Genomic DNA, 26,990 nt, shown 5'->3' with positions numbered 1-26,990 from the left:
CGGCAAAACTGAACGGGATTCTTCCTCCCTAAACCGCTGATCCAGCGCGTTGGTGGCAGTCCCGCCAATGACTTACACGCGGCTCTGCAAGCCTGCTCCCGCCCAGCGGCCCAGGGCAGCACGCTGGCGCAAACGCCTCACCCGCCCAGGAGGAGCGGCCGGTTCACCGGGGCGCCGGCGGCCGCACGGCTAGTTCCGCCATCCGCTGGCGCAACTGCTCCGCCTGCTCCGCGGTGATCGCCAGGACGCGATCGCGCCCACCTTCCGCCACGACGTGGCGGGTAAATCCTTCGGCATTCATCTCGACGCGCCCCGGTGCAGACCAGGTGAGGAGATCGGAGTCCGGGAAAACCATGCACCAGACGCTGGTCAGGTCCCAACACGGACGCTCGTGCGGCAACGCCCGATAACGTTGGTAGGCCTCGCGCAGGATGTCGCCCGGCGCGAGGCCGCGCTCGATGGCCGACGCGGGGAACGTCACCGCCGCGCCCACCTCCCATCCGCTCCACACCATCGGGGTTGGCCACGACGCCGTGACCTCGCGCGCGGCCGCCAGATCGAGGCGCACGTTGAACTCGGCCTTCTTCGGCTGCTGGGCGCGAAAATCCGCGGCCATCAGCGAGAGCACCCGCACCTTGCGCCGCACCAGCTCCTCGCCGCCGAGCGGACTGATCGCATCAGGCCGGCTCTGCAGGAGATCGCGGAGATTGTTGAACGCGCCCACCTGCAGCAGCACCACGCCGTGGTCCGGCGCCGCCGCCAGGGTCCGTCGCAGCACCTCGAGCGCGGCCGGAGCGCGGTTCGCGTCAAAGTCATGCGGATACGTCGTGCGCTCCTGCACGAGTGGGAGGTAATCGCGCGCGGGCGACAAGCCCACCGGCGACCGCGGATTCACGCCGATCGGCACGTCGGGCCGGCCATAGCGCGTGTTAACCGCGTCGACGAACGCGCCGGCGAGCGGATACGGCGAGCTGAGCGTCACCGCGAGCAGTTCGCAGCGGCCTTCGTTCTGCAGCGCGTGGATCATCGCCAGGGCGAGGACGTCGTCGACGTCATTGCCCATGTCGGTGTCGAGAATGAGCCGGACTGGACCGGAAGCAGGCGCCGCGCCTGCGGCCGCGACTCGAGTCGGCAGCGCGCCCAGCGCAAGGCCCAGGCCGAGCGCGGCGAACCGCGCGGCGACGTGAAAGGTAGAGTGGCGAAGCGGGCGGAGGAAGCAGCAGGACATGGGGTGTCGCAGAGCAAGCCGCCGCCGCGGTGACCGCCGCAAGGCGAATAACGATTCCCCGCCGCCGGACGCGTCGCGATGGTTAGCCCTCGGCGCGCGGTGCACCAGCGTCGGCCATCTGGTTCCGGTACGCCCGCGGCGAAAGGCCGTAGGCGGCGTGAAACGCGCGACTGAAGCTATACACCGAGCCGTAGCCGCACTGCTCTGCAATCTCCGAGACGCGCTTCGAGCTCATGCGCAGCAGGCCGCACGCGCGCTCCAGCCGCAGGCCCCGCATGTGCCGGCCAAGGCTCACGCCGCAGGACGCCGCGAAACGCGCGCGCAGGTGGCTCTGGCTCATGCCGAGCTGGCTCGCGAGTTCGCGGATGGTTGGCGCCAGGGGCCGGCGGCGTTGCATTTCGTTGTTCACCTTCAGCGCAATGACCTTCTCGGCGTACCCGGCGCCCGTCGTGGCGTCACCCGGCGCCGGGGGCGGGGTGAGCTGCGACAGCAGCAGCGCGAGGCGGAGCTCCGGCAGGCCGCCCTCGGACAGGCTGCGCTGGTCCTTGAGCAGTTCGCGCAGCTCGTCGGCCATCGCGGCGCTGACGTTGAACGTGGTGTTGCGCAGCGGCTCGAGCGTGACGCCCTGCGCGTACTCGAACGTCACGAACAGCCAGAGGATCCGGCGGTTCGAGGTGCGCGTGTAGTGGTGAAACTGGTAGGGCAGTACGACCAGGCCCTTGCCCGGATGCAGCGAATGCGTGCAGTCGTCGACGCACACGGTCGCCGCGCCCTGCAGCGGCACGATCAGCACGTGGCGGTGATGCAACGCGCGTCCCTGGCTTGGGCGGTTCAACTCGGCCGCGTTGCGCCGCTGGAAACAGATGATGTTCTCCGGCAACGGCGGAGGCAGGCGGCGACGGCCATGGAGGGGATGTTCCGGCGACGGCAGGCGGCGCGCCCGGGCGGCAAGCAGCGCAAAGGCCCGGGCGGATTTGGCTGGCGCTTTTGTTAACAACATAGGCGGTGCGGCTATCGAAAATCAGCCCGAGCAGGGCTATGATGGGAAGCGTAAACCTGCCGACCCCCGCGTCGGCCCACCTCCATGACCGCGATGAAATCCAACATCGAAGCCCGCCAACGCGAACGCATCTACACCGAGGTGCACCCCTCCGCCGTCGTGGCCTGCCGCGGCCTCGCCGCCGAGATTGCCACTCTCATCCGCACCCGCGCCGCCGAGGGCCGCAACGTCGTCCTCGGTCTCGCCACGGGCTCCACGCCGGTGCCGCTCTATCGCGAGCTCATCCGCCTCCACCGCGAGGAGGGCCTCAGCTTCCGGAACGTCATCACGTTCAACCTCGACGAGTACCACGGCCTCACGCCCGAGCACCCCGAGAGCTACTCGCGGTTCATGCGCGAGCAGTTGTTCAACCACATCGACCTGCCCGCCAGCCAGAGCAACGTCCCCGACGGTCGCGTGCCGCGCGGCGAAGTCTTCGCCTGGTGCCGCGCCTACGAGCAGAAGATCGCGGCCGCCGGCGGCATCGACCTGCAGGTGCTCGGCATCGGCCGCACCGGCCACATCGGCTTCAACGAGCCCGGCTCCGCCCGCGACTCCCGCACCCGCCTCGTCACCCTCGATTCCCTCACCCGCCGCGACGCCGCCCGCGACTTCCTCGGCGAGGCCAACGTGCCGCGCTACGCGATCACGATGGGCGTCGGCACCATCCTCGAGGCGCGCAAGGTCGTCCTCCTCGCCTGGGGCGAGGCCAAGGCCCGCATGATCGCCCAGGCCACCGAGGGCCGGCCCAACGAGACCATCCCCGCGACGCTCCTCCAGGATCACCCCGACGTCCGCTTCCTCCTCGATCCCGCCGCCGCCGCCGAGCTCACCCGGATCAAGCATCCGTGGCTCGTCACGCCGGTGGAATGGACGCCTCCGCTGGCCCGCCGCGCGATCGCCTGGCTTTCGAGCACCGCCAAGCGGCCCGTGCTCAAGCTCCTCGACGAGCATTACGGCGAACACGGCATGGCCGACCTCCTCACCGAGCAGGGCCCCGCGTACAACCTGAACATCCGCGCGTTTAACGAGATTCAGCACACGATCACCGGCTGGCCCGGCGGCAAGCCGAACGCCGACGACTCACACCGGCCCGAGCGCGCCTCGCCGCACCCGAAACGCGTCGTCGTGTTCTCGCCCGAGCCGTCCGACGAAATGCTCGGCATGGGCGGCACGCTCACCCGGCTCATCGAGCAGGGCCACAGCGTTACCGTCGTGTACCTGACGTCCGGCAACCTCGCGGTGCCCGACGAAGAGGCCATGGTTGCCGCCGACCTCGTCCTCGAATTTGCCACCAGCCAGGCGGGAGGCGCCGCCACCGCCGCCCGCCGCGTGCGCGACGCCATCGCCGCCAAGCAGAGCACCGCCAAGGGTCAGGACACCGCGGATACGCGCCGCCTCAAGGGCCTGCTGCGCCGTGGGGAGGCCCGCGCGGCGCTGCGCAATGCGGCGGTGCCCTCCGGCACCGAGCGCTTCCTCGACCTCGCGTTCTACGAGAACGGCCGCTACCGCCAGTTCCGCGCCACCGAAGCCGATGTCGCGCAGGTTGCCGCCGTCCTCCGCGAGCTGAAGCCGCACCAGATCTTCGCCACCGGCGCCGGCCAGGACCCCGCCAGCGTGAGCGGCATGTGCTTCGACGTGCTTCGCTCCGCCATCCAGCAGGTCAAGACCGAGGGCTGGTGGCAGGATTGCCGCGTGTGGCTCTACCGCACGCCCGACAAGGCCTGGGCCGCGCACGAGATCGACATGGCCGTGCCGCTCAGCCCCGCGCAGCTCACGCAGAAAATCCAGGCCGTCTACCAACACAAGAGCCAGCGCAGCCAGATGCCGGTGTTCGAACCCGGCCTGCACGAGGCCTGGCAGCAGGCCGAGGCCGCAGCCCGCTCGCTCGCCAAAACCTACGACGCCCTCGGCCTCGCCGAGTACGAGGCGATCGAGGCGTTCCAACGCTGGCACGACGACGCCCGTTGAGCGCAACGCACGCCCGCCGGCCGGCCCTGCGCGTGACGCCACCTTGACCGGTGGCGCCGCGCCGCCGGTGCCGCCGTTGACGAACGCCCGCACCCGTCTCTCCCTTTCGTTTCGCCCATGAAATTCTCCCATCCTCGCGCTGACGTCTTCGTTCCGACTGGTGGCGACGCGACCGCCGCCCTCGCCCGCGTCACGCACCTCTGCGTGGCCGCGCATCAGGACGACATCGAGATCCTGGCCCACGCCGGGATCTGCGACTGCCTCGACGGCGCGCCGGCCAAGGCGTTCGGCGGCGTGGTGGTCACCAACGGCGCCGGTTCTCCCCGCACCGGCCCGTACGCGCACCTGACCGACGAGCAGATGCAGGACGTCCGCCGCGAGGAGCAGCGCAAGGCCGCCCAGCTGGGCCGCTACGCGATCCAGCTCCAACTCGCGCACCCGAGCGCCGACGTGAAGCGCGCCGGGCATCCGGGCGTCGTCGCCGATCTGCGCGCGATCTTCGCCGGCTGCACGCCCGAGGTGGTTTACCTGCACAACCCGGCGGACAAGCACGACACGCACGTGGCGGTGCTCCTGCGCTGCCTCGAGGCGATCCGCTCGCTCCCGGCGGCCCAGCGGCCGAAACGCGTGCTCGGCGCCGAGGTCTGGCGCGATCTCGACTGGCTGCTCGACGCCGACAAGGTCGCGCTCGACGCCGGCCGCCATGTGGAATTGGCGGGCGAGTTGATGAAGGTCTTCGATTCCCAAGTGACCGGCGGCAAACGCTACGATCTCGCGGCCCTCGGCCGCCGCCTCGCTCACGCGACGTTCCACACCTCGCACGCGACCGATAAATTCAAGGGCATCACCTGGGCCATGGACCTCACGCCCCTGATCGCCGATCCCAAGCTCGACATCGCCGCGTACACCCTCGGCTACCTCGACCGACTCCGCGACGACGTCGCCTCGCGCCTCAAGCGGTTCAGTTGAGGCAGGCCCCGGCCCCGGACGCTCGGAGCCGCGTCCGAATCTTTCTCTTACTCTTCCTCTTTCTCTCAAAGCCCGGTCGGCGCGCTGCCGACCGGGCTTTGAAGTGAAGGTGAGGAGTGAAAGTGAAAGTGAGAGTGAGAGTGAGAATGAGAGTGACAGTGTGGAACGGCTGCTCCGCGGTGACCGAGCCCGGGGGGGCGGATCGGGTAGGACTGCGAGAGAAAGAGAAAGAGAAAGATTCCGAGAGGCCCGGCCGACCCCGACTCGAGGAGTGGGAGGGCACGAGGGCTGCAATTATTACCGCCCCGGAGTTCGTCACTTACGGAATAATGTCCAGATACTCCGGAATAATGTCCGGATACTCAGGCGATAATGTCCGGATACTCGCGGCGTCCCCAGTCGGTTCAACGCTGCCGGGCGGCGGGCAGGATCCTGACCGTCTCTCCTTCGTTCCAGCGTCCGAGCATCGTGTGGGTGATCGGATGCTCGGGAATGCCGGTCTCGTTGCGCTCCAGCTGCGCGATCAACTGATCCGCTGCGGTGCGCCCGATGATCTCGCCGTCCTGTAGCACACCGCTCAACCGGTCGCCGGCGCGCGGCACGAGCAGACCGACCAGGCCAATGTCATCCGGCACGCGCTTGCCCGCCGCCGCGATCGTCTCCTCGAGCTTGCCCAGCACCGGCCCGATCACCACGTCCGGCCGCTCCCGGTCGAGCCACGCGGCCACCCGCTCGCGCTCCCATTCCTCGACGATCAATGGCCGCGGTAACGCCGCCCGCGCGCCATACGCCGCCGCCGCCACGCGATACGCGGCCTCCCAGCGGTGCTCCAACCGCGTCGCCGTCTCGCGGCGCGCCGCCAGGCCCGGCCGGCGGTAGCCGCACTGCCGACACTTCTCCATCACCAGCAGCATCGACTGATAGTAGTCGGTCGTCACGCGGTGGAAATGCCGCGTCGATGGAGTGAGCCCCAGGACGACCGTGGAGAACGCCGGCCAGTTGAGCTCGATCTCAGTCTGCAGATTTGGAACCGGAGCGAAGAGCACCCCGCGGATGCCACGCGCCTCGAGCATGTCGCTGAACCGGCGGTTGCTCATGCCCTCGCGGAAGAGCCAGTGGTGCTCCAGCCGATAGTTGCGCTCCTGCGCCCGGGCCTGGGCGCCCGCGAACATCTGCCGGAAGATCGGCGCCGGATGCGTTCGCCACCCGTCCGGCGTCGGAAACGCGGTCACAAACGCGAGCGTCAGGCTGCTTGTCGGCGACGCGTGGCTGCGCCGGCTCCGCATCAGGGCCGCGACCAGCGGATTCGTCCGGTAGCCCAGGCGCTGACACGCCGCCAGCACCCGACGCCGGGTCGTCGCCGACACGTCCCGCTTGTTGCCGAGGCTCTTGGAGACGGTCGCGACCGATACCCGCGTCGCGCGGGCGACATCGCGCATGCTGACTGGTGAAGCCATGACGCGTAACGATAGTCGGCACGCGCGACTTCAGCTCAAGGCCGATATCTTCCTGATCGGGCGAACGTCACCACCCATGGTCCCGTTTCGCCCCCTTCTCCGCGCGGTCGCGCTCGTGTTCATCGCCGCGCTCGTGCTTTCACCGGCCCCGCTCCGCGCCGCCGCGCCCGCCGCCGTCACCCTCACGCTCGGCGACCGCACCGTCACTACCCGGCAATTCACCGCCGACGGCATCCCGGTTGTCCCGCGATGGACCGCGCCCCTGCCGCCGGGCAACCCACCCGCGCCCGCCACCTGGCCACTCGTGCGCAGTGCCGAACACGTGACGGTGTGGCGCCCGGCGCGCCGCGACGAAGGCGGCTACAACCACTACGCCGCCCTCATCCACCACGCCGGGCAGTTCTATGCCCTCTGGGCCAACCACCCGCTGGGCGAGGACGCGCCCGGGCAGCGGGTCCTGTTCGCCGTATCCGCAGACGGGCGACGCTGGACGACTCCGCGCGAACTCTTTGCCGCGCCCGGACCGTATCGCCGCGCCGGCGAGGAGGGTCTCGCGCTGAAGCCCGACCGCTGGGTCGCCACGCCGGCGGGTCTGTACGCCGTCACCTACGTCCACGGCACCCCCGTGTACCCGGTGGCCCGGCGGGTCGAACCCGACGGCCGGCTCGGCCCCGTGTTCCTCCTGCGTCCGCTCCCCGCCGGCGCGCTCCGGCCGCGCTTCGCCCCGGACCTCGCCGTCGCGCCCGCGGAGGCCGCGGCGATCCGGCAGTACTACGTCGATCACGACCTCGTGAGCTGGTGGTCGCACGTCGCCGGCGAGGGCGTGCCCGCGCGCGCCAGCGATGGCGCCGCCCTGATGGAGCCCTTCAGCTACCGCAGCGTCCACGGGCCGGTGCTCTGCCTCCGTTCGGCGCAGGGCGCGGACACCAAGCCGCGCCAGCGAAACCGGCTGTACGTCTCCTTTCCCACGGCCGAGGGCGGCTGGTCGATCCCACAACCGACGAACATCCCCGACGCACCGAGTCGCGCGCAGGCCCTGCGGCTGCCGGACGGGCGCGTCGTCCTCGTGGGCAATCAGATCGCGACCCGATTCGACCAAGCTCAGCATCTTCGCCGCGACCCCCTGACGCTCGCGCTCAGCCCCGACGGCGAAACCTTCGACCGCGTCTTCGCGCTTCGCGCCGGCGCTCCGGGCAAACACCGCTGGGCAGGCATCACCGGCCGCGGCATCGGGTTCTCCTATCCGAGCGCCCTGGTGCACGACGGCGCGCTCTTCATTCTCTACTCCGTCAACAAGGAGGAGATCGCGCTCTCCCGCGTACCGCTCGCCGCCCTCGAATAGCGGGCGCACCGCGCCGGATTCACGTAACGACTTTCGTTACGGCACCCTTTTCCCCGCCGCCTCGTTTCGCAGCGTCGGGCCGCCAGGCAAACCCGTCCCCCAAAGCCATGAAGCCCTTCCCTTGTCTCGTCCGGATCGCCGGCGTGCTCGCGGCCACCGCCGCCCTGCCCGCGACTTCCTCCGCCCAGGCCGCCGCGGCCCAAGCCAAGTCCGACGCCAGCGCCAATGCCACCCCCGAGCAGGTGTACGTGCTCGATGAGTTCCACGTCCGCGGCGCCGCCACGGTCGAGAACGCGAAGACCGACGAGACCGTCGGCGCCCTGCGTATCAACACGCGCCTGATCGAATCACCCGTGGCGGTCGCCGTGCTGCCCCGCGAGTTCGTCGACAACTTCATGCTGGAAGAAATCGACGACCAGCTTTCGTTCATCGCCGGCGGCAACCTCGCGGGCGAGCGCCAGAGTGGCACCGGCGGGTACGTCTCGTTCCGCGGCTTCCAGCCCCAGTTCTTCCGCAACGGTTTTCAACGCATCGGCATCGCCGAGGTCGTAAACCTCGAGCGCGTCGAGTTCATCAAGGGCCCGCTCGCCGCCACCTTCGGCCTGACCGAGCCGGGCGGGATTGTGAATTATGTGACGCAGCGTCCCTTCCGAAAACCCACGGCGCGCTTCAAGACCACATTCGGCTCGTATGATTACCAGCGCTACGAGGCCCACGTGACGCAGCCGCTCGTGGCCAAGAAGCTCTTCTCCCGCCTCGACGCCACCTACACGGACACGAAGGGGCTCCAGCAATTCTTCTATAACAAGACCTTCGCCGCGAGCGGCGCCGTGACCTACCAGCCGTCGAAGGCCACCACGTTCACCCTCGAGGTCGAGCGCCTCCGCCGGACAATGAATCGCGGCCAACCGGGCATCACGAAGGTGTACGCCTCGTCCTGGGTCAGCCCGGTCTCCGGCAAGTCAGGTCAGACTGTCACCGGCGGCATCGCCGAGGGTCTCGAACGCGCCGGGTTCAATCCGCTGGGCCGCGACTTCGTGCAGCAGCGCGACGTCACCACCGTCGACCTTCGCGCCGAGCACCGGATCAACTCGTTCCTCAGCCTCCGCGCCAACTTCCAGTGGTGGGAGCGGCCGTACGACTCGTGGTCCTGGACCACCACCTCCTCCACGAGCTCGGTGGCCAACTACTCCGTCTCGTCCGGCAACTTCAACAGCCGCGACCCGATCCACGGTGAGGCCCAGGTCAGCACCCTGCAGGGCCAGGTCGACCTGCTCGCGACGTTCAAGCTCGGTCCCACCGCGAACAAGCTGCTGATGACCATCGATGGCTCGGACTACGGCTCGGAAGACTGGTCGTGGAAGATGTCCACCGCCGACCGCAACGCCCTGCCCGCCAGCCTCAAGACCCTCAGCGTCGCCGCCCCCGACTTCTCCGGCTACGACCGCAGCCTCCTTACCCGCCAGGTTGAGCACAACACCATGGACCGCACGCTGCTCGGCGCGCTCGTCTCGGAGCGCATGGCCATCGGCCGGCGCGCGCTGCTGTTCGCCTCGTATCGCTACGACCGCATGGCGGTCGACAACGTCGACCTCATCGATCCCGCCGCCTCGGGCAGCAAGCGTGTCGGCCAGTCGAGCTACAGCGTGGGCGCCAATTACCGGCTGCTCGGCGATCAACTCGTCGCCTTCGCCAACCAAAGCACCTCCTTCACGCCTCAGCTCACGCGGGACCGCGGCACCGGCAAGCTCCAGGACAGCATCACGGCCGAAGGCATGGAGGGCGGCTTCAAGGGCGAGCTCCTCGCCGGCCGCCTCTTCTGGACCGCGTCCGCCTACGAAATCATCCGCAAGGACATCCCCCAGCTGAACCCGCTCTACGCCGACGAGGACGACTTCAACACCGGCGTCCCGCAGTACGTCGGCTCCGGCCGTGAGCGCGCCCGTGGCGGCGAGGTCGAGGTGTTCGCCGATGTCACGGAATCGCTCTCGCTCACCGCCACCGGCGGCTACCTCGATGCCCGCACGGTCAAGTGCCCGACCGACGTCGCCAAGGAAGGCGTCGTCCTGCTGCGCACGCCGCGGCGCACCGGCAGCCTCTCGCTCACCTACCAGTTCAAGGACGGCCCGCTCCACGGGCTGAAGCTCGGCGGGTCTGCCCGCTACACCGACGACTACGTCGCGCGCTACGGTACCGCGGGCTCCGAGGTCACCGGCACAGGCGCTGTCACCAACCAGCTGCGCCTGAACTACGGCCCGACGAACCGCATCGAGGAGATCCGCCCCTCGGCCACGATCTACGACGCCTTCATCACCTATCGGTTCGAGACGGGCCGCTACCGTCACATCGTTGGTTTCAGCGTGAAGAACCTCGCCAACCGCGAATGGTGGTCCGCCTCGGGCCGCAAGAACGACGAACGGGCGTACTTCGGACGTTACGAGCTGCGTTTCTAGCCGTTGCCCGCCACACCGCCCCGCGCCATTCGTCGGCATGATCACGTCACTCGCCTCTTCCCGCTTCGCCGGCGTCGTCGCGGCTTGCGCCGCCTGCGCGCTGGCCAGTGACGGTGCCGCCGCGGAGCCGCGGCAGGGCGAAGTGCTGCCGAACGGCATCGTGCTGCCGCCGGTGTGGCCGGAGCGCACGTTGGACGCGAAATCGCGCGAGCCCATGCCGGTGCCCTATCTGGTCGCGCCGCCGGCCGTAATCCCGATCGACGTGGGGCGGCAGCTCTTCGTCGACGACTATCTCATCGCAAACTCGACACTGCGCCGCACGTGGCACGCCGCGGAGGAAGTCCCCGGCAACCCGATCCTCGCCGCGACGACCCCGCCGGAACTCACGCGCACCACCGGGATCGAGGGCGCGCAGGAAGCGGTGTGCTACCTCGGCTCGGGCGGCGTCTGGTTCGACCCCGCCGCGCAGCAGTTCAAGCTGTGGTACACCGCCGGCTGGCGCGGCGGCCTCGCACTCGCGACCAGCCGTGACGCCATTCACTGGGAGCGGCCCGCACTCGGGCGCGCCGGCGACAATCTCGTCCTGCCGGAAGGCAAAGGTCGCGCCGGCTGGGACAACGGGGTGTGGCTGGACCTGCAGGCGCCAGCGGCGGAGCGCTACAAATTTCTGACCCAGCGTTCTTCAAAAGATCACTCGCTTCACGTGTCGGCCGACGGCCTCACCTGGTCGGCGGGAGTCCAGACCGGACCCGCGGCCGACTACTGCACGTTCTTCTACAACCCGTTTCGCCAGGTCTGGGTGCACAGCATCAAGCGCAACGGCCCGCGCGGCCGGGAGCGGCACTACGCCGAGTCGCGGACGTTCATGACCGCGGGCGTGTATCGCCAGTCCGTGTACTGGACCAACGCGGACCGCCTCGATTCGCCCGACCCGCAGGTGGGCGCCGCGCCCCAGCTCTACAACCTGCAGGGCATCGCCTACGAGAGCCTCATCCTCGGCGTGTTCTCGATCCACCTCGGCCCCACCAACGAGGTCTGCGAGGCGGGACGTTTCCCCAAGATCACCGAGCTGAAGCTCGGCTTCAGCCGCGACGGCTTTCATTGGGACCGGCCCAACCGCGAGCCCTTCCTGCGCGCGAGCCGGCGCGAGGGCGCGTGGAACCGCGGCTACCTGCACTGCCCCACCGGCGTGTGCGTCGTGGTCGGCGACTGGCTCTATTTCCCGTACACCGGCTTCTCCGGCGTCGCGCCCTCGGGCTGGCGCGGCATGTACACCGGCGCGAGCATCGGCCTCGCCCGACTCCGGCGGGACGGTTTTGCCTCCATGGACACCGGCGCCGAGGGCGGCAGTCTCACGACGCGGCCGGTGCGCTTTGCCGGCGAGCGGCTCTTTGTGAACGTCGCCTGTCCGCAGGGCGCGCTGCGTGTGGAAGTGCTCGATCCCGAGGGTAACGTGATCGCGCCGTTCGGCGCGGCGGAATGCGTGCCGGTCTCCGCGGATACGACGCGCCGCGAAGTCCGCTGGCGCCAGGCGGAGACCCTCGCCGCGCTGCGCGACCGGCCGGTCCGCTTCCGTTTTCATCTCACGCAGGGCCGCCTGTACGCCTTCTGGGTGAGCCCCGATCGCAGCGGCGCGAGCTACGGCTACGTGGCCGCCGGCGGGCCCGGTTTTGCGGGTGCGACCGACCGTGAAGGGGCGGCCGCCGATGCCGCCGCCGCCGCGGCGCGCCCTCCGGTATCCCTTTCCCCATGACGTCTGCTTCATCCCGGATCACGAAACCTCTTGCGCTGGTGGCCACGGCCGCCGGGCTGCTCGCCGTCGGCGCCGGGCTGGCTCGCGCCGTGCCGCTCGCCGGCGGCGCGACGATGGCGTTCTTCCTCGCCTCGGCGCTGCTGTGCTATCGCACCGAGCGCTTCCGCGGCGCCACGTACACGATGGTGATGATGACGCTCGTCGCGATGGCGCTGTTCTTCCCGTGGCCGTTCCAGCGGGTGGGCAGTCTCGAGCTCAAAACCCTCATTGTGCCGCTGCTGCAGGGCATCATGTTCACGGTCGGCTCCCAGATGGGGCTGAAGGATTTCGAGGGCGTCCTCCGCATGCCGCGCATGGTCGTGATCGGGCTCACCGCCCATTTCGTCATCATGCCGCTGCTGGGCTACTCGCTCGCCCGGCTGTTCCCCCTGGCCACGCCGGAAATCGCGGCGGGCGTGATCCTGATTGGGTGCGCCCCGTGCGGCATGGCGTCGAACGTCATGTGCTTCCTCGCCAAGGCGAACCTGGCGCTGTCCGTCACCCTCACCGCCTGCGCCACCCTGGTCGCGCCGGTGCTGATGCCGTTCTGGATGAAGACCCTCGCCGGCCAGATGGTGCCGGTCGATTTCTGGGGCATGATGGCGGAGATCATCAAGATCGTGATCTACCCGATCATGGCCGGCATCACGTTCCACCTCGCCAGCTCCGGCCAGGGTTTTCGCCGCGCCGGACTTCAGCAGACTGGCATCTTCGCCGGCGTGCTGATTCTCGTGCAGGTCGTGCTCACGCTCGCGCGGGGCAAGCCGATTGACCCCGTGACGATCGCCTCGCTGCTGGGCCTCGCACTCGTCCTGCCGCTGCTCGCCGGTGCCGTGCTCGGGCACCTGCTCGACGGCAACAAGCAGAAGATCTCCAGCGTTATGGCCCTGTTCTCGATGACCGGCCTCGGCGTAATCCTGACCATCATCACCGCCGCCGGCCGCGATAATCTCCTCACCATCGGTCTGTGGCTCCTCGTCGCCTGCCTCTGCCACAATATCGGTGGCTACACCTTGGGCTACTGGACCGCCCGGCTCTTCCGGATGGACGAACGCTCCTGCCGCACGATCGCGATCGAGATCGGCCAGCAAAACGGCGGCCTCGCCTCCGGCATCGCGATGCAAATGGGCCAGGTCGCCACGCTTGGGCTCGCGCCCGCCATCTTCGGCGCCCTGCAAAACGTGACTGGCTCCGCCCTCGCCACCTGGTGGCGGCAGCGGCCGACCGGGAATGAAGACGTCGACACGAACGCCACGCGCTGATCCGCCATGCCCTCTCCCCGCAGCCAGATCTACTATTGGAAATGCGACCGCCCGGCGGCGCTGCACAGCGTCGGCCAGGACACCGCCACGCGGGAGCGTCCCGACCTGCAGCCGGGCCTCGCCGCCGCCCTCCAGCGCTATTTCGGCGCGCCGGCCCAGGATTTGCGTCCCGCCGGCGGCCAGGGTAATCACGCCACGTTTCGCGCGACGCTCGGCGGGCGCGACAGCTTCATCCGCGTCGAGGATGGCCCGGAGCGGGACGACTACTTTCTCGTCGAGAGCCACGTACTCCGGCTCGTGCGCGAGGTAGGTGTGCTCACGCCGGAAGTGTACGGACTGGACGCGAGCCGCGGCACCGAGCCCTTTGCCTGGCAGGTGCTCGAGCGGGTGCCGCACCCGGACCTGAACCACTGGTACAAGGCGGGGCAGCTCGACCTCGAGCGCACCGCGCGGCAGATCGGCGCGGCGGTGGCGCGCTGGCAGGCAATCACGCCCGCGGGCTTCGGTCCGTTCCGCAGCGATGTCGTGGCCACGAGCGGTCAGCTGCTCGGACATCACGCACGCTACGCGGACTATTTCACGCTGCATCTCGACCGGCATCTCATGTTCCTCGTCGGCCGCGATTTTCTGTCGAGCGACGAGGCGACCGCCATCCGCAGCGAGATCAACGACCGCCGCGCCCTGCTGGACCTGCCCTCGGGCTGCCTCGTGCACAAGGATCTCGCGCTGTGGAACGTGCTCGGAACGACGACCGACGTCGTCTCGGTGATCGACTGGGACGACTGCATTGCAGGCGACCCGATGGATGACCTGTCGCTGCTCGGCTGTTTTCACGACGGGCCGACGCTCAGCGCCACGTTCGCAGGTTACGCGAGTGTGCGGCCGCTGCCGTCGGACTATTGCCCGCGCTTCTGGCTACACCTGCTGCGCAACATGGTCATGAAGGCCGTCATTCGCGTCGGCGCCGGCTACTTTGACCTCGGCAGCAACTTCTTCCTGGTGGGTCCGGGCGGAACCGGTGGGGACCTGAAGCAGTTTACGCTTTCCCGCATCCGCACCGCGCTCGCCGGCCTCCGTGATTCCCGGGATCCCACCACGCTATGATCACCTCCTCTCCTCAACGCCTCCGCGGGCAGCAGCCCTCCGTCGGCACATGGCTCTCGATCGGTTCGCCGGTCATCGCCGAGCTCGCCGCGGAATGCGGCTTCGACTGGGTGCTGTTCGACCTCGAGCACGGCTGTGGTTCGGACGCCACGCTGCTGAACAATCTGCAGGCCGTGCGCGGTTCGGGCACGATCCCGATCGTGCGCGTGGGCGCGCCCCATCCGGAACTGATCCTGCGCGTGCTCGACTGGGGCGCGGAGGGCGTGATGGTGCCGCACATCGAGTCCGCGCCGGAAGCCGCCGCGTGCGTCGAAGCCATGCGCTACCCGCCCCGCGGGCGCCGCGGCTTCTCGCGCTCCGGCCGCGTGTACGGCTACGGCCTGCGCGCGCCGCGCGACGACGCCGCGCTGCCCGAGCCGGTGTTCATCGCCCAGATCGAGACGCTGCAGGCCGTGCGCAACGCCGAGCCGATCGCGTCCGTGGACGGCGTCGACATGGTCTTCGTCGGACCGGCGGACCTGGGGTTCGACCTACGCGCACGGCGCGATCCTGGGGCGCCCAGCTTCGAGGACTGTCTCGGGGTCGTGACCGCCGCCGCCCGGCGCGTGGGCAAGCCCGCCGGCATTCTCGTGCGCAACCTCGATGACCTGCCCAATCTCCGCGCCCAGGGTTTCACTCACTTTGGCATCGATTCCGATGTCGGCGCGCTCCGCGGCCGTTTCCAGGCGATCCTCAACCGCGCGACTCCGCTGCGCGAAACCGCGGTGCCGGCGTCGAAACGCTGACCACGTCGTGTTGACCCGGCCGATCGCTCTTCAACGTCGCGCCGCCGCCCTGGCGGTCGCCGCCTGCGCCTGGGGTGCGGCGCTCGCAGCGGCCTCGGGCGCGGCGGCGGATTCGTCACTGCTCGTGGGAATGGACACGTCGATCACCTACGTGGCGGGCAAAGCGCAGCCCCGCGCCGGCGGGCCCGGCCGGGTCGCTCGCGTCGGGGTCGTGGACAGCAGGTTGCAGCTGACTTGGGCCCTGCCGGTAGCGCTGAGCTACATCGGACCGCCGACCTCGCTCGCCGCCGTCCCCGGGCAGCCCGTTGCGCTGGTCGCGGGTTCCAGCCGGGTGGGCGGCGATGTTCCCGCCGCTTTTCTGCCGGATCGCGCGCTCACCTTGGTCCGGTGGCGCGGCGAGGTCCCAGCGGTGCAGCAGACGCTCGAGCTCGGGTTGCAGCCGGCGAGCATCGGACTGCACCCCGATGGTCGGCATGCCCTCGTGGCGAACCGCGGCGACGGCACGCTCTCCGTCCTAGAGCTGAGCGCAGCAGGGGTGCGGGAGTCGGCGCGCGTTTCCATTGCCCGCGCAGAGGAGATCGTCGCCCACGTCGAAGTGGCTCCGGATGGGCGGCACGCGTTGGCCTCGCTCAACCAGAGCGACGCCGTGGTGCTGCTGGCGCTCGATGCAGACGCGCGGCCGACCGTGTTGCACCGGGCGTCGCTCGGCCGCGGCCCCTACGTGATTCGCTACCTGCCGGGCGGCCGCGGCGCGGCGGTGGCGCACATCGGCTCGAACGAGATCGTGTTCGTCGACCTCGATCGCGAGGCGCTGCGCGTGCGCCAACGAATCACGGTGGACCGAGTGCCGGAAGGATTGGACCTCAGTCCCGACGGCGAGTGGATCGCCGCGAGCTGCATGCACGGGTTCGGGGTCACGGACGAACACGATGCTCGGTTCGGGCAGGCCGGCCGCGTGCATCTGCTGCGGCGGAACGCGGCGGGGTACGAGCCCGCGCAGCAGCTGGCCGTCGACGGCGGACCGCAGTTCGCAGTCTTCTTGAGCGATGGCCTGCACCTCGTCGTGGCCGAAACCGGTTTCCGCCGTCTGGGGCTCTTTCGTCGGAACGGTGCCAGCGCCGCCTTCACCCGACTCCCCGGTGCGCTGACATTGCCCGGCGAGCCCGTCGCGGCCGCCCGGCTGGTCGCCGAAAGCACGGCCCCCGCGCCAGCGTCCCCGCTCCCCTGAGGCAGCCGCCCGGCGATCATTCCAAGTCTTTCTCTTGCTCTTTCTCTTACTCTCAGCGGCCTGGTCGCTCCACTCCGCGCACCGGTCGCGGTGCAGCCCCACATCCGGTCGCCGCGGCGCTGTCGCTCGACACTTTCACCTTCACTCTCACTTTCACTTCGCAGGCCGGTCGGCGTGCACGCCGACCGGCCTGCGAGACGAGCACGAGGGCACGAGCGCTGCAATTATTACTGCCCAGCACTTCGCGACTTACGGGATAATGTCCAGATACTCCGGAATAATGTCCGGATACTCGCTGCGGCGCCACGTGCGTCCGCTTGCGGCCGGGGCCACGCACTGGCATGTGAGGCGCATCGTTCGCTCTCCCGTCCTGCCCGTGAACCTCGTCCTTTTTGATCCCAACGAACTCGCTGCGCCGCTGCCACGGACGGACCGTCGCGCCGTGCATGTGCTGCAGGTGCTGCGGCGGCAGGTGGGCGACGCTTTCGATGCCGGGCTCGTCAACGGCCCGCGGGGCAAGGCAACGGTGACCGACATCACCGCGGACCACCTCGCGCTGACATTTGTCGCCACGACTCCGCCTCCCGTTGCTCCGCCCATCACGTTGCTCGTCGGGTTGCCGCGGCCGCAGACCGCGCGGGACGTCCTCCGCGACGCGACCACGGTCGGCGTGGGCGCGATCCACTTTGTGCGCACCGAAAAGGGCGAATCGAGCTACGCCCAGAGTTCGCTGTGGTCCTCCGGCGAGTGGCGGCGGCACGTGCTCGCTGGCGCGGAGCAGGCGTTCGTCACGCAGGTGCCGGAAGTCACGCACGGGCGGACGATCGCGGAGGTACTGAAGGAGACGTGTCCCGCCCCCGCGGCGGGCGTGAGCGCGGGCGCGGCGGTCCGGCTCACGCTCGACAACTACGAGGCTGCGCGTCCGCTGGCCGCAGCCGCGCCGCGCCGCGGCAGCCCCGTCGTCCTGGCGATCGGCTCCGAGCGCGGCTGGTCCGCGGCGGAACGCGTGCTCCTGCGGGACCACGGCTTCACCTTCGTGCACCTCGGCGAACGTGTCCTGCGCACCGAAACGGCCGTCATCGCCGCGCTCTCCCTGCTTCTACTCCACTGAGTTCCTCCCAGTTCTCCACCCGCAGCCCAGGCACGCGGTCAAATTCGCGCGTATTGCGGGTGACCATGACCGCGCCAAGCGCGAGAGCATGCGCGGCGATGATTGTGTCTCGGTCGCCGATCTTCCAGCCAGCTGACTCCAAGCAAATCCGCACTGCGCGCCGACGCGTCAAGGCGACGGCCGTGCGTCGCCATCGGACGCCGAGGTCCGAACGACTTACCCCTCCCGGCGAAAGATCGACACCGTGGGCTGGCGGGCGCCTTTGCCAATCCGCTTGAGCAGCGTCCAGCCGGTCGGCGCGAGTTCGAGTTCTCCGGGCGCCTCAAAGCAGACGAGGGTGTCGGGCTTGGACGCGAGGGTGTCACTGAGCCGGGCGAACAGCGCCGGCGTGATCTCGGCAATGAGGTCGTAGGGCGGATCGATGAAGACCAAGTCCGGCACCTCGCCGCCGCCGAGCGGCACGCTCCGGGCGTCGGCTTGAACAACCACGAGGCCGTCCGTCGGCCGGCGGAGACTCTTGCACACAGCCGCAATATTCTGGCGAACACAGCCGGCGGTCTTGGCGTTCTGCTCAACAAACACGCCGCCGACCGCGCCCCGGCTCAGCGCCTCCAGGCCGTACGCGCCGCTGCCGGCAAAGAGATCCAAGAAACGCGCGTCCACCACCCGCGCGCCCAAGCTCGAAAACAACGCCTGGCGCATGCCGTCCGTCGCGGGCCGCACGGCGTCGCCGCGTGGCACCTGCAGCGTGATTCCCCGTGCGCCACCGCCACTTATGCGCATGACGCCTCCTGTCGGCCCAGACGGGGCGCCATAAGGCACACGGGCAGAGGGCGATATCCGGTCCGGGTACGCGAAGGAGGGAGGTTCCGCATGATGGGTTGAGTCCGGGATGACACCCGGGCGCGGCATGACACGCCGGCAAGGGCGGCGATTCAACGGGAAACTCCGGCCCGGCGCCATTGTGCCGCGGGTGGACAGTACGCGGGCAAACTGTTGCGGCGCAACACGACGGAACCATGGCAAACCCGGCGGTCCAAGCAGTTAACATAGCGTTTGCACGAACTTCATCTTTCCGCACTGTTCTTCCTTTAACCGCGCACCAGCGGGAGCTTGCCGACTGCTCCCACACGTCGCGGCCTTTTTCGCGTCCGCTTTGAACTGCCTACCATGCACGCTCCCCGCCTGACTCTACGTCCCGGTGTTCTCACCGCGGCGGCGCTGAGCGTGCTCGTCGCGCCCTTGTGGGGCCAAGCGCCAGGCGCCGAGCGCGAGCGCAACAACTGGCCGATCATCGTCCAGCAGACCGATGATTCCGGCCAGGCCCGGCAATGGACCAGCGTGGGCCCCCTGCTCTACGGGCAAACCGCCCCGGATGGCTCCGGCTCGGCGGGCGGGCTCCGGCCGGTTTGGATCGAACAGAGCGATACCGCCGGCCACCTCCGCTCGGCTTCGTTCCTCTACCCGCTTTTCAGCTATCGCGCCGACGAGTCCACATACCAGTGGAACGTCTTTGAGCTCATCCGCCGCTCCGGCGGCCGGGCCGGCGCCGCGACGCCCGCGGCGACCGCCAAGGGCGACGGCTTGTTCGAAGTCTGGCCTTTCTGGTTCTCACGCCAGACCGGCGATCCGGAGATGAGCTATCGCGCGCTGTTCCCGGTCGCGGGCACGGTGAAGAACAAGCTGGGGATGGAGAAGGCGAGCTGGGTGATCTTTCCCGCCTACGCTGCCGTCGAAAAGCGCGGCGCCACCACCACCTACACGCCCTGGCCCATCGTGCGCGTGACGCGGGGGGCGGCGCATGGCTTCGGCATCTGGCCGCTGTTCGAGATCCGCGAGCAGCCGGGCCGTTTCCGCACCGAGACCTACCTGTGGCCGCTCGGCTACAACAACACCCGCCAGCCCGCCGAGGACGCCCCCGCCGGCACGCCCCCGGTGCGGGAGGTCGGCGTGCTGCCGTTCTACGCGCGGCACTCCGGCCCGGGCGTCATCGACGAAACCTACCTGTGGCCGTTCTTCGGCTACACTGACCGGCGCAGCCCGGTCCCGTACCGGGAGACCCGATACCTCTGGCCATTCCTCGTGCAGGGCCGCGGCGACAATCGCTACGTGAACCGCTGGGGCCCGGTTTACACGCACTCGGTGGTCAAGGGCTACGACAAGACCTGGTACGCGTGGCCGGTCCTGCGGCACGCACGCTGGACGACCGACGGACTCAGCCGCGAGCGAACCCAGTTGCTCTTTTTCCTCTACTGGTCCGAACAGCAGCGCAGTGCCACGAACCCCGGCCTGCCCGCCGCCACACTCACCCACCTTTGGCCGCTGGTCAGCACGTGGGACAATGGCGCCGGCCGGAAGCAGGTGCAGTTCTTCAGCCCGTTCGAGGTGTTCTTCCCGAACAACGAGAAGGTTCGCGCCGCGTGGTCTCCCCTTTTCGCCGTCGCCCGGTTCGAGCAGAAGCAGCCCGGCACCACCCGGACGTCGCTCCTCTGGAACGCGATCACGTGGCGGCGCGACGACGCCCGCCAGGCCCGCGAGTTTCACCTCGGCCCGCTGTTCAGCTCGAGCCGGCTCGGCGCGGCCCGCCGCATCGCCCTCGGCAACGGCGTGGTGGCGCTCGAGCGCGCGCCCGGCAGCGGCTGGAAACTCCGCTGGTTCAACTTCCCCTCCTCCGCTGTGAACGCCGCAGCGCAACCGTCTCGCTGACATGAAACAACTCACCCGCGTCCTCGACGGCATCGGCAGCACAATTCTGCTGCTGCTCCGTGCCTTGCGGTACGTCCCGACGCTCCCGCGGCAATTCGGGCGCTTCATCGAGCAGTGCTACCTCATCGGGTACACGACGCTCCCCATCGTCGCGATCCTGAGCTTCTTCATCGGCAGCGTCCTCGCGCTGCAGTCGGGCTACGCCGCCCAGAATGTCGGGCCCAAGCAGTTCATCGGCCTCCTGGTCGGCCTCTCGATGGCGCGCGAACTCGGTCCGGTGATGGTGGCCGTCCTGCTCGCCGGCCGCGTCGGCTCGGCGATCGCCGCCGAGCTGGCCTCCATGAAGGTTTACCAGGAGGTCGACGCGCTGGAGACGATGAACATCCCGCCCGCCCGGATCCTCGTGCTGCCGCGGCTTGCTGCCGTGCTCGTCATGATGCCCGTCCTCACGATCATCGCCGACCTCGTCGGCTGGTTCGGCGGCGCGATCGTGGCGAAGTACACCAACTTCATCGCGATCGAGCCCGAGGCCTACTTCGCCACGATGCGCCAGTACATGGACTTCGGCGACGTCTGGAACGGCCTCGTCAAGGCCGAGGTCTTCGGCTTCGTCGTGGTCCTCGTCTGCTGCAACATCGGGCTCAACACCCGCGGTGGTCCGCGCGAGATCGGCGCCTCCGTCACCCGCGCCGTCGTCACGTCGCTCATCCTCATCCTCGTGTTCGATTACTTCGTCACGAAAGCCCTCCTGTGACCATGCCGGACACCTCCGCCAGCGCCACGCGCAATCCCTTCACCCACGGCGAGACGCCGGCCGTCAGCGTCAAAGTCGACGGGCTCACCAAGAGCTTCGGCCGGCTCGAAGTCCTCAAGGGCGTCTCCTTCGCCGTCGAGCCCGGCGAGATTTTCGTGCTCATGGGCCCCAGCGGCTCGGGCAAGAGCGTGCTGCTCAAGCACGTCGTCGGCCTCGAGCAGCCGACCGCCGGTCGCGTGACCATCGACGGGCTCGATGCCGCCGCGGAGGACACGCGCGAGAAGATCCGCATGGCCCTGGTGTTCCAGGCCGGCGCGCTCTTCAACTCGCTCTCCGTGTACGACAACCTCGCACTCTACCCGCGTGAGCACCAGATCACGGACGAGGCGGGGATCCGCGAGAAGGTCATGCGCGCGCTGCAGATCCTCTCGCTCGAGAATGCCGCCTACAAGTTCCCCTCCGAGCTCTCGGGCGGCATGAAGAAGCGCGTCGCCATCGCCCGCGCGCTGGTGATGGAGCCGCAGCTCATGCTGTACGACGAGCCCACCAGCGAGCTCGACCCGGTGATGAGCGCCACGATCGCCGAGATCATCGCCACGCTGAAGGAGCAGTACCACGTCACGACCATCGTCGTGTCCCATGATCGCGACCTCGCCCTGAACATCGCCGACCGCGTCGGCATCCTCATGGGCGGCGAGCTGCTCTTCCTGGGGCCGCCAGCCGACCTCCGCACGCCCAAGGATCCCCGCGTCGCGGATTTCCTGAACCCAAAGATCGATCTCAAGAACCCGCGCTTCAAGGCCCTGGAGGCCTGACCCGTCCGGATACTTGTCCGCCACCTTAACCGCACCAACTTCCCAATCAAAACCTCAGCCCCGCTTCCGCGGGGCTCCGGAGACTGCGCCATGAACAACTCACAACAAACCGCCCGCGTCGGGCTATTCTTCCTCCTCGGCCTCGCGCTGATCTGGGTCACGTTTGAAACCCTCAGCGGCGGGCAGGTCTTCAAGGACAAGGGCTACACCCTCGTGGCCGGCTTCGAGACGCTGAAGTCGCTGAAGCCCGGCGACGAAGTGCGCATGGCCGGCGTGAAGATCGGCGAAGTGCAGAAGACCCAGCTCGCCGGGCGGCGCGCTGAGGCGATCCTGCGCATCAATTCCGACGTCCAGATCAAGAGCGACTCCGTCGCCGCGATCGAGATGCAGGGCCTCATCGGCTCGAGCACGATCAGCATCGACCTGGGCTCGGCCAACGCCGACATCCTCCGCGCCGGCGCCGAAATCCGCACCCGCGAGGCCGCCGACCTCAACAAGGTCATGGCCCAGATCGGCGATCTCGGGAAGAAGCTGGAAGCTTCCTTCGGCAGCCTCGGATCCGCGCTCAGCGGCGACGCCAACAACCCCGGCCTGGTGAAGAAGATCGACCAGCTCGTGACCGAGAACCGGGAAAACATCACCAGCACGATCGCGAACCTGAAGCTGGTCACCGACAAGGTGAACCAGGGCAACGGCACGCTCGGCAAGCTGATCAACTCCCCGCAGCTCCACGACGAGCTCCTCGCCACGGTTAGCGAGATCAAGAGCGCCGCCGGCGAGGCGAAAACCTTCGTGGCAAATGCGCAGGCGATCGTCGACCAGGTGAAGTCCGGCAAAGGCGCGGTCGGCGCACTCGTCTTTGACCAGAAGGCCGGCGACGACCTCAAGGCGTCCATCGCCAACCTGCGCTCTGTCTCCGACAAGATCGCCCGCGGCGAAGGCACTCTCGGCAAGCTGATCAGCGACGACAGCCTCCTGCGCGACGCTCAGGCCGTGATGAAGAAGGCCGACCGCGCGCTCGACGGCATGGGCGACAGCGGCCCGATCACCGCGGTGGGTGTCGTCGCCAACGGCCTGTTCTGACGCCGCGGTTCGCGGCGTCAGCAGCGCTCCACCGACCAACTCTCTCTCTTACTCTTCCTCTTTCTCTTACTCTCAGCTCTGTCCGCGGTTTGATGCGGCGCGGACGGATTTGAGAGTAAGAGAAAGAGGAAGAGTAAGAGAAAGAGGTCCAAAAAAAGGGCGGCCCCTTTCTTTGGGGAGCCGCCCTTCGCGTTGAAATGCTCGGCGCGGGCGCGCGTCAGCGGCCGGTCTGGGCCAGGTGACGGGCGCGGAGGCGCAGGCCGTTCAGGCGGATGAAGCCGGTGGCGTCGCTCTGGTTGTACCAGCTCTTCACGCCCTCCATCGACGCGACGTTCATGTCGTAGAGCGAGTACTTCGACTTCCGGCCGCAGGTGATGATGTTGCCCTTGTAGAGCTTGAGGCGGACGGTGCCGGTGACGTAGCGCTGGCTCTCGTCGACGAGCGCCTGGAGCGCCTCGCGTTCCGGGGCGAACCAGAAGCCGTAGTACACCAGTTCGGCGTACTTCGGGATCAGGGAGTCGCGGAGGTGCATGACTTCGCGATCCATCGTGAGCGATTCCACCTGGCGATGGCCGTGCATGAGGATCGTGCCACCCGGGGTCTCGTACACGCCGCGCGACTTCATGCCGACGAAGCGGTTCTCGACGAGGTCGACGCGGCCGATGCCGTGCTTGCCGCCGAGCTTGTTGAGCGTCTTGAGGACACCGGCGGGCGAGAGCTTCTTGCCGTTGACGGCCACGCAGTCGCCGCGAACGAAATCGAGTTCAACGTACTCAGCGCGATCCGGCGCATCCTCCGGGGAGACGGAGAGCTTGAACATGCCCTTGTTCTCCTTGGTCGTCGGGTCGAACCACGGATCCTCGAGGATGCCGGCCTCGTACGAGATGTGGAGAAGGTTCCGGTCCATCGAGTACGGCTTCTTGAGCGAGGCCTCGACCGGAATCTTGTGCTCCTGGCAGTAGGCGATCATCTCGGCGCGGCCGGGGAACAGGTCGCGGAACTGCTCGATCTTCCACGGGGCGATGATCGTGAGGTTCGGGGCGAGCGCCATGTAGCTGAGCTCAAAGCGGCACTGGTCGTTGCCCTTGCCGGTGGCACCGTGCGCGACGGTGTCGGCCTTCTCCTTCTTCGCGATATCGATCTGCGCCTTGGCGATCAGCGGGCGCGCGATCGAGGTGCCGAGGTAGTACTGGCCCTCGTAGATGGCGTTCGCGCGGACCATCGGGTAGATGAAGTCGCGGGCGAATTCCTCGACGAGGTCGAGGGTGTAGTGCTTGGCCGCGCCGGTTTTCCGCGCCTTTTGGGGCAGACCGCGCAGCTCCTCCTCCTGGCCGATGTCTGCCGCGAACGTGACGATTTCGGCGTCGTACGTTTCGCGGAGCCACTTGACGATGACGGACGTGTCGAGACCGCCCGAGTAAGCGAGGACAATTTTCATGGCGAAAGTTCTGGGGAGGTTACTTGCCGCGCGCAGCGGCGAGGGTGGCCATGATGGCCTTCTGCATGTGCAGGCGGTTCTCCGCCTGGTCGAAGATGATCGAGCGCGGGCTGTCGATGACCTCCTGCGTGACCTCCTCGCCGGCGTGGGCCGGGAGGCAGTGCATGAAGAGCGCGCCCGGCTTGGCCGCGGCGAACAGCTTCGAATTGACCTGGAAGGGCGCCATCACGCGCAGCCGGTACTTGGTCTCCTCCTCCTTGCCCATGCTGACCCAGACGTCGGTGTACACCACGTCGGCGTCACGCACGGCTTCGTAGGCGTCGGTCGTGAACTGGTAGGCGTCGGAGAACCCCTCGCGGGCGAGCAGTTGGTTGAAGGCCGGGGCGGCATCGAAGCCCTCGGGGCCGGCGAGCGAAATCTTCATCCCGGCCATCGCGGCGCCGAGAATCCAGGAGTTCGCGACGTTGCAGCCCTGGTCGCCGACGAACGCGATCTTCTTGCCGCGGAGCGAGCCCAGGAGGTCACCTCCGTTGCTCCAGCGTTCGGCGAGCGTGAAAAGGTCGGCGTAGATCTGGCACGGATGCAGCAGATCGGTGAGCGCGTTGATCACCGGGATGGTGCCGAATTCGGCGAGCCGCTCGACCTCGGCGTGGTCGTAGGTGCGGACGATGAGCCCGTGGACAAAACGCGACAGCACGCGCGCGGTGTCCTCGATGGATTCACCGCGGCCGAGCTGGATGTCGTTCTTGTTCAGGAAAAGCGGATTGCCGCCGAGCTCGTGGATGCCGACCTCGAACGAGACGCGGGTGCGGGTGGATGACTTCGAGAAGATCATCGCCCAGGTCTGGCCGGCGAGCGGGGTTGCGTGCCGGCCGCGGTTGGCTTTGAACTCTCGCGCCAGGGCAAACAGCGCCGGCAACTCAGATGCCGTGAAGTCGGTCTCCTTCAGAAAGTGCTTCATGGGAATTGGCCAGATTAGGCAGCGTCCAGGGGGCGACGAGTGAAAAAACCGCCCATCTCCGTCACCTCCGCCCCCGCAATTGAGGGCACAGTCGGAGTATCCGCCCGCCGCCAGCCTGGGGGCGGGCAAGATATCCAGGACCGGTCAATCGGCTATGGCAGATGCCGCCAGCTTCAGCTTTCAGCCTTCAATCCTTCAGCCTTCGCCGCGCAGCGGCGCTCAGGCCGTCCGCGCCTTCGTCTCCAGGACAGACCGGAAGATCTCGACCGAGCGGGTGAGTTCGTCGGCCGTGGCGTTGAGCGGCGGTAGAAAGCGGATGACGTTGTTGCCGGCCGTCGGCACCAGGAGGCCACGCTCGCGGGCCAAGGTGACGTAGGGCACCTGGTCGCCGGTCATCTGCACGCCGACCAGGTAGCCGATGCCGCGGACGCCACGCACCTGGTTGGGGAAAGCGGTTTGGAGGTCGGAGAGTTGCTTCAGCCAGACCGGTGCCTGCGTCGAAACCTTCCGGAGCAACTCCTCGCGCTCGATGACATCGAGGACCGCGAGCGCTGCGGCGCAGGCCAGCGGCGTGCCCCCAAAAGTCGTACCGTGGTGGCCGGGATGGAAGAGCTCGGCGAACCGATCGCGCACCCACATGCCGCCCATGGGGAAACCGCCCGCGAGCCCCTTGGCCATGCCGATCGCGTCCGGCACGATGCCGGCGTGCTCGTAGGCGTAGAAGCGGCCAGTCCGGCCAATGCCGCACTGCACCTCGTCGAGGAGCAGGAGCACGTTGCGTTCGTCACACAGCCGCCGCAGGCCGCGCAGGAATTCGGGCGTGCAGGGGTTGATGCCGCTTTCGCCCTGGACGGTCTCGATGATCACGCCGCAGGTGTGCTCATCGATCAGTTCGGCGAAACTCTCGAGATTGTTGAGCTCGGCAAAGGAGAAGCCCGGCACGAGGGGACGGAAGCCCTTCTGGATTTTCTCTTGGGGCGTGGCGCTCATCGCCCCGTAGGTGCGGCCGTGAAAGGCGCTCTTCGCGCCCACGATCTTGTAGCACTTGCCCTCCTCGCCGCCGGCCTTCGTCACGCCATGGAGCCGCGCGAGCTTGATCATGCCCTCGTTGGCCTCGGCGCCGCTGTTGCAGAAGAACACGCGCCCCGGGCCGGCCCGCTGCACGATCCGCCGCGCGAGTTCACCCTGCTGCGGGTTGCGGAAAAGATTGCTGACGTGGATCAGCTCGGCGGCCTGCTGCTGGATCGCCGAAACCCAGTGCGGGTGGCAATGGCCCAGCGCGCTGACCGCGATGCCGGAGGTGAAATCGAGATAGCAGTTGCCAGCGTCGTCCCACACCTGCGTGCCGCGGCCGCGCACGAGCGTGAGGGAGGGACGCGCGTAGTTCTTTAGAACGTGCGCGTCGTAGAGCTCGGCAGTGCTGGTGCGAACGATCGACGGACTATTCATGGCAGGTTTTTGGATGCGAAAATGCGAAGGTGTAAATCGACGA

21 protein-coding genes are annotated in these 26,990 nt (G+C 68.3%); 14 read left to right on the top strand and 7 right to left on the bottom strand.

What is annotated here, in order from left to right; genetic code table 11:
- Positions 1-163 precede the first annotated feature (163 nt).
- A complete protein-coding gene (locus DB354_RS16780; RefSeq protein WP_107836795.1) occupies positions 164-1,228 on the bottom strand; it encodes a nucleoside hydrolase in 1,065 nt (354 codons plus the stop codon).
- A gap of 82 nt (positions 1,229-1,310) precedes the next feature.
- A complete protein-coding gene (locus DB354_RS16775) occupies positions 1,311-2,228 on the bottom strand; it encodes an AraC family transcriptional regulator (RefSeq protein WP_107836794.1) in 918 nt (305 codons plus the stop codon).
- A gap of 93 nt (positions 2,229-2,321) precedes the next feature.
- Here DB354_RS16775 and nagB point away from each other — a divergent pair, with 93 nt between their 5' ends.
- Positions 2,322-4,238: a glucosamine-6-phosphate deaminase gene (gene nagB / locus DB354_RS16770; protein WP_199226876.1), complete on the top strand. Its 1,917-nt coding sequence runs from the start codon at positions 2,322-2,324 to the stop codon at positions 4,236-4,238.
- Between the two features lie 117 nt (positions 4,239-4,355).
- On the top strand, positions 4,356-5,207 hold the full coding sequence (locus tag DB354_RS16765) for a PIG-L family deacetylase (RefSeq protein ID WP_107836792.1): 852 nt from the start codon (positions 4,356-4,358) through the stop codon (positions 5,205-5,207).
- A gap of 404 nt (positions 5,208-5,611) precedes the next feature.
- On the opposite strand, the gene DB354_RS16760 is transcribed toward DB354_RS16765, so the two are convergent.
- Positions 5,612-6,664, bottom strand: coding sequence for a LacI family DNA-binding transcriptional regulator (locus tag DB354_RS16760; protein WP_107836791.1), 1,053 nt, complete (start codon positions 6,662-6,664; stop codon positions 5,612-5,614).
- On the opposite strand from DB354_RS16760, the gene DB354_RS16755 reads away from it, so the two are divergent.
- From DB354_RS16755 to DB354_RS16710, 8 genes are all read left to right on the top strand, one after another.
- A complete protein-coding gene (locus DB354_RS16755) occupies positions 6,663-8,006 on the top strand; it encodes an exo-alpha-sialidase (protein ID WP_146180297.1) in 1,344 nt (447 codons plus the stop codon). The genes DB354_RS16760 and DB354_RS16755 overlap by 2 nt on opposite strands.
- 107 nt (positions 8,007-8,113) lie before the next feature.
- Positions 8,114-10,459: a TonB-dependent receptor gene (locus tag DB354_RS16740; RefSeq protein ID WP_158277581.1), complete on the top strand. Its 2,346-nt coding sequence runs from the start codon at positions 8,114-8,116 to the stop codon at positions 10,457-10,459.
- 37 nt (positions 10,460-10,496) lie between these two features.
- On the top strand, positions 10,497-12,212 hold the full coding sequence (locus DB354_RS16735; RefSeq protein WP_107836788.1) for a glycosyl hydrolase family 32: 1,716 nt from the start codon (positions 10,497-10,499) through the stop codon (positions 12,210-12,212).
- Positions 12,209-13,513 (top strand): bile acid:sodium symporter family protein, encoded by a 1,305-nt coding sequence (locus tag DB354_RS16730; protein WP_199226875.1) that lies wholly within the window; start codon positions 12,209-12,211, stop codon positions 13,511-13,513. The genes DB354_RS16735 and DB354_RS16730 overlap by 4 nt, the downstream gene beginning before the upstream one ends.
- A 6-nt stretch (positions 13,514-13,519) precedes the next feature.
- The gene (locus DB354_RS16725) at positions 13,520-14,617 is read left to right on the top strand and encodes a phosphotransferase (RefSeq protein WP_107836787.1); all 1,098 of its coding nucleotides are present in this window, start codon (positions 13,520-13,522) and stop codon (positions 14,615-14,617) included.
- Positions 14,614-15,402 (top strand): aldolase/citrate lyase family protein, encoded by a 789-nt coding sequence (locus DB354_RS16720; protein ID WP_107836786.1) that lies wholly within the window; start codon positions 14,614-14,616, stop codon positions 15,400-15,402. The genes DB354_RS16725 and DB354_RS16720 overlap by 4 nt, the downstream gene beginning before the upstream one ends.
- A 7-nt stretch (positions 15,403-15,409) precedes the next feature.
- Complete coding sequence (locus DB354_RS16715) at positions 15,410-16,630, top strand: beta-propeller fold lactonase family protein (RefSeq protein ID WP_158277580.1); 1,221 nt, start codon at positions 15,410-15,412, stop codon at positions 16,628-16,630.
- Positions 16,631-17,006: 376 nt separating this feature from the next.
- Positions 17,007-17,741, top strand: a complete 735-nt coding sequence (locus DB354_RS16710) for an RsmE family RNA methyltransferase (protein ID WP_233256669.1) — start codon at positions 17,007-17,009, stop codon at positions 17,739-17,741.
- Between the two features lie 216 nt (positions 17,742-17,957).
- Here DB354_RS16710 and DB354_RS16700 read toward each other — a convergent pair whose 3' ends face one another.
- Positions 17,958-18,524, bottom strand: a complete 567-nt coding sequence (locus tag DB354_RS16700) for an RsmD family RNA methyltransferase (protein WP_107836783.1) — start codon at positions 18,522-18,524, stop codon at positions 17,958-17,960.
- Between the two features lie 387 nt (positions 18,525-18,911).
- Here DB354_RS16700 and DB354_RS16695 point away from each other — a divergent pair, with 387 nt between their 5' ends.
- The 4 genes from DB354_RS16695 to DB354_RS16680 all read left to right on the top strand — a co-directional run bounded on the left by DB354_RS16695 (position 18,912) and on the right by DB354_RS16680 (position 23,099).
- Entirely contained in the window at positions 18,912-20,447 is a 1,536-nt protein-coding gene (locus tag DB354_RS16695; protein ID WP_107836782.1) for a hypothetical protein, read from the top strand.
- 1 nt (position 20,448) lies between these two features.
- Positions 20,449-21,201 carry an ABC transporter permease gene (locus DB354_RS16690; protein ID WP_107836781.1) on the top strand — a complete coding sequence of 251 codons (753 nt, stop codon included), beginning with the start codon at positions 20,449-20,451 and terminating at the stop codon, positions 21,199-21,201.
- A gap of 2 nt (positions 21,202-21,203) precedes the next feature.
- The gene (locus tag DB354_RS16685) at positions 21,204-22,016 is read left to right on the top strand and encodes an ATP-binding cassette domain-containing protein (protein WP_107836780.1); all 813 of its coding nucleotides are present in this window, start codon (positions 21,204-21,206) and stop codon (positions 22,014-22,016) included.
- 90 nt (positions 22,017-22,106) lie between these two features.
- Positions 22,107-23,099 carry an MlaD family protein gene (locus DB354_RS16680; protein ID WP_107836779.1) on the top strand — a complete coding sequence of 331 codons (993 nt, stop codon included), beginning with the start codon at positions 22,107-22,109 and terminating at the stop codon, positions 23,097-23,099.
- A 217-nt stretch (positions 23,100-23,316) separates the two neighbouring features.
- On the opposite strand, the gene DB354_RS16675 is transcribed toward DB354_RS16680, so the two are convergent.
- The 3 genes from DB354_RS16675 to DB354_RS16665 all read right to left on the bottom strand — a co-directional run bounded on the left by DB354_RS16675 (position 23,317) and on the right by DB354_RS16665 (position 26,947).
- Positions 23,317-24,537, bottom strand: coding sequence for an argininosuccinate synthase (locus DB354_RS16675; protein WP_107836778.1), 1,221 nt, complete (start codon positions 24,535-24,537; stop codon positions 23,317-23,319).
- A 19-nt stretch (positions 24,538-24,556) separates the two neighbouring features.
- Positions 24,557-25,498, bottom strand: a complete 942-nt coding sequence (gene argF, locus DB354_RS16670) for an ornithine carbamoyltransferase (protein ID WP_107836777.1) — start codon at positions 25,496-25,498, stop codon at positions 24,557-24,559.
- A gap of 219 nt (positions 25,499-25,717) precedes the next feature.
- Positions 25,718-26,947: an aspartate aminotransferase family protein gene (locus tag DB354_RS16665; protein WP_107836776.1), complete on the bottom strand. Its 1,230-nt coding sequence runs from the start codon at positions 26,945-26,947 to the stop codon at positions 25,718-25,720.
- Positions 26,948-26,990: the final 43 nt, after the last annotated feature.

The organism is Opitutus sp. ER46 (assembly GCF_003054705.1).
Lineage (GTDB): Bacteria > Verrucomicrobiota > Verrucomicrobiia > Opitutales > Opitutaceae > ER46.
The sequence above is the reverse complement of the archived record's forward strand: the minus strand, read 5'-3'. Positions and strand labels throughout refer to the sequence as shown.

Coding starts and splice junctions, on each gene's coding strand:
- DB354_RS16780 (WP_107836795.1), bottom strand. CDS start 1,228: ATGTCCTGCTGCTTCCTCCGCCCGCTTCGCCACTCTACCTTTCACGTC.
- DB354_RS16775 (WP_107836794.1), bottom strand. CDS start 2,228: ATGTTGTTAACAAAAGCGCCAGCCAAATCCGCCCGGGCCTTTGCGCTG.
- nagB (WP_199226876.1), top strand. CDS start 2,322: ATGAAATCCAACATCGAAGCCCGCCAACGCGAACGCATCTACACCGAG.
- DB354_RS16765 (WP_107836792.1), top strand. CDS start 4,356: ATGAAATTCTCCCATCCTCGCGCTGACGTCTTCGTTCCGACTGGTGGC.
- DB354_RS16755 (WP_146180297.1), top strand. CDS start 6,663: ATGACGCGTAACGATAGTCGGCACGCGCGACTTCAGCTCAAGGCCGAT.
- DB354_RS16760 (WP_107836791.1), bottom strand. CDS start 6,664: ATGGCTTCACCAGTCAGCATGCGCGATGTCGCCCGCGCGACGCGGGTA.
- DB354_RS16740 (WP_158277581.1), top strand. CDS start 8,114: ATGAAGCCCTTCCCTTGTCTCGTCCGGATCGCCGGCGTGCTCGCGGCC.
- DB354_RS16735 (WP_107836788.1), top strand. CDS start 10,497: ATGATCACGTCACTCGCCTCTTCCCGCTTCGCCGGCGTCGTCGCGGCT.
- DB354_RS16730 (WP_199226875.1), top strand. CDS start 12,209: ATGACGTCTGCTTCATCCCGGATCACGAAACCTCTTGCGCTGGTGGCC.
- DB354_RS16725 (WP_107836787.1), top strand. CDS start 13,520: ATGCCCTCTCCCCGCAGCCAGATCTACTATTGGAAATGCGACCGCCCG.
- DB354_RS16720 (WP_107836786.1), top strand. CDS start 14,614: ATGATCACCTCCTCTCCTCAACGCCTCCGCGGGCAGCAGCCCTCCGTC.
- DB354_RS16700 (WP_107836783.1), bottom strand. CDS start 18,524: ATGCGCATAAGTGGCGGTGGCGCACGGGGAATCACGCTGCAGGTGCCA.
- DB354_RS16695 (WP_107836782.1), top strand. CDS start 18,912: ATGCACGCTCCCCGCCTGACTCTACGTCCCGGTGTTCTCACCGCGGCG.
- DB354_RS16690 (WP_107836781.1), top strand. CDS start 20,449: ATGAAACAACTCACCCGCGTCCTCGACGGCATCGGCAGCACAATTCTG.
- DB354_RS16685 (WP_107836780.1), top strand. CDS start 21,204: ATGCCGGACACCTCCGCCAGCGCCACGCGCAATCCCTTCACCCACGGC.
- DB354_RS16680 (WP_107836779.1), top strand. CDS start 22,107: ATGAACAACTCACAACAAACCGCCCGCGTCGGGCTATTCTTCCTCCTC.
- DB354_RS16675 (WP_107836778.1), bottom strand. CDS start 24,537: ATGAAAATTGTCCTCGCTTACTCGGGCGGTCTCGACACGTCCGTCATC.
- argF (WP_107836777.1), bottom strand. CDS start 25,498: ATGAAGCACTTTCTGAAGGAGACCGACTTCACGGCATCTGAGTTGCCG.
- DB354_RS16665 (WP_107836776.1), bottom strand. CDS start 26,947: ATGAATAGTCCGTCGATCGTTCGCACCAGCACTGCCGAGCTCTACGAC.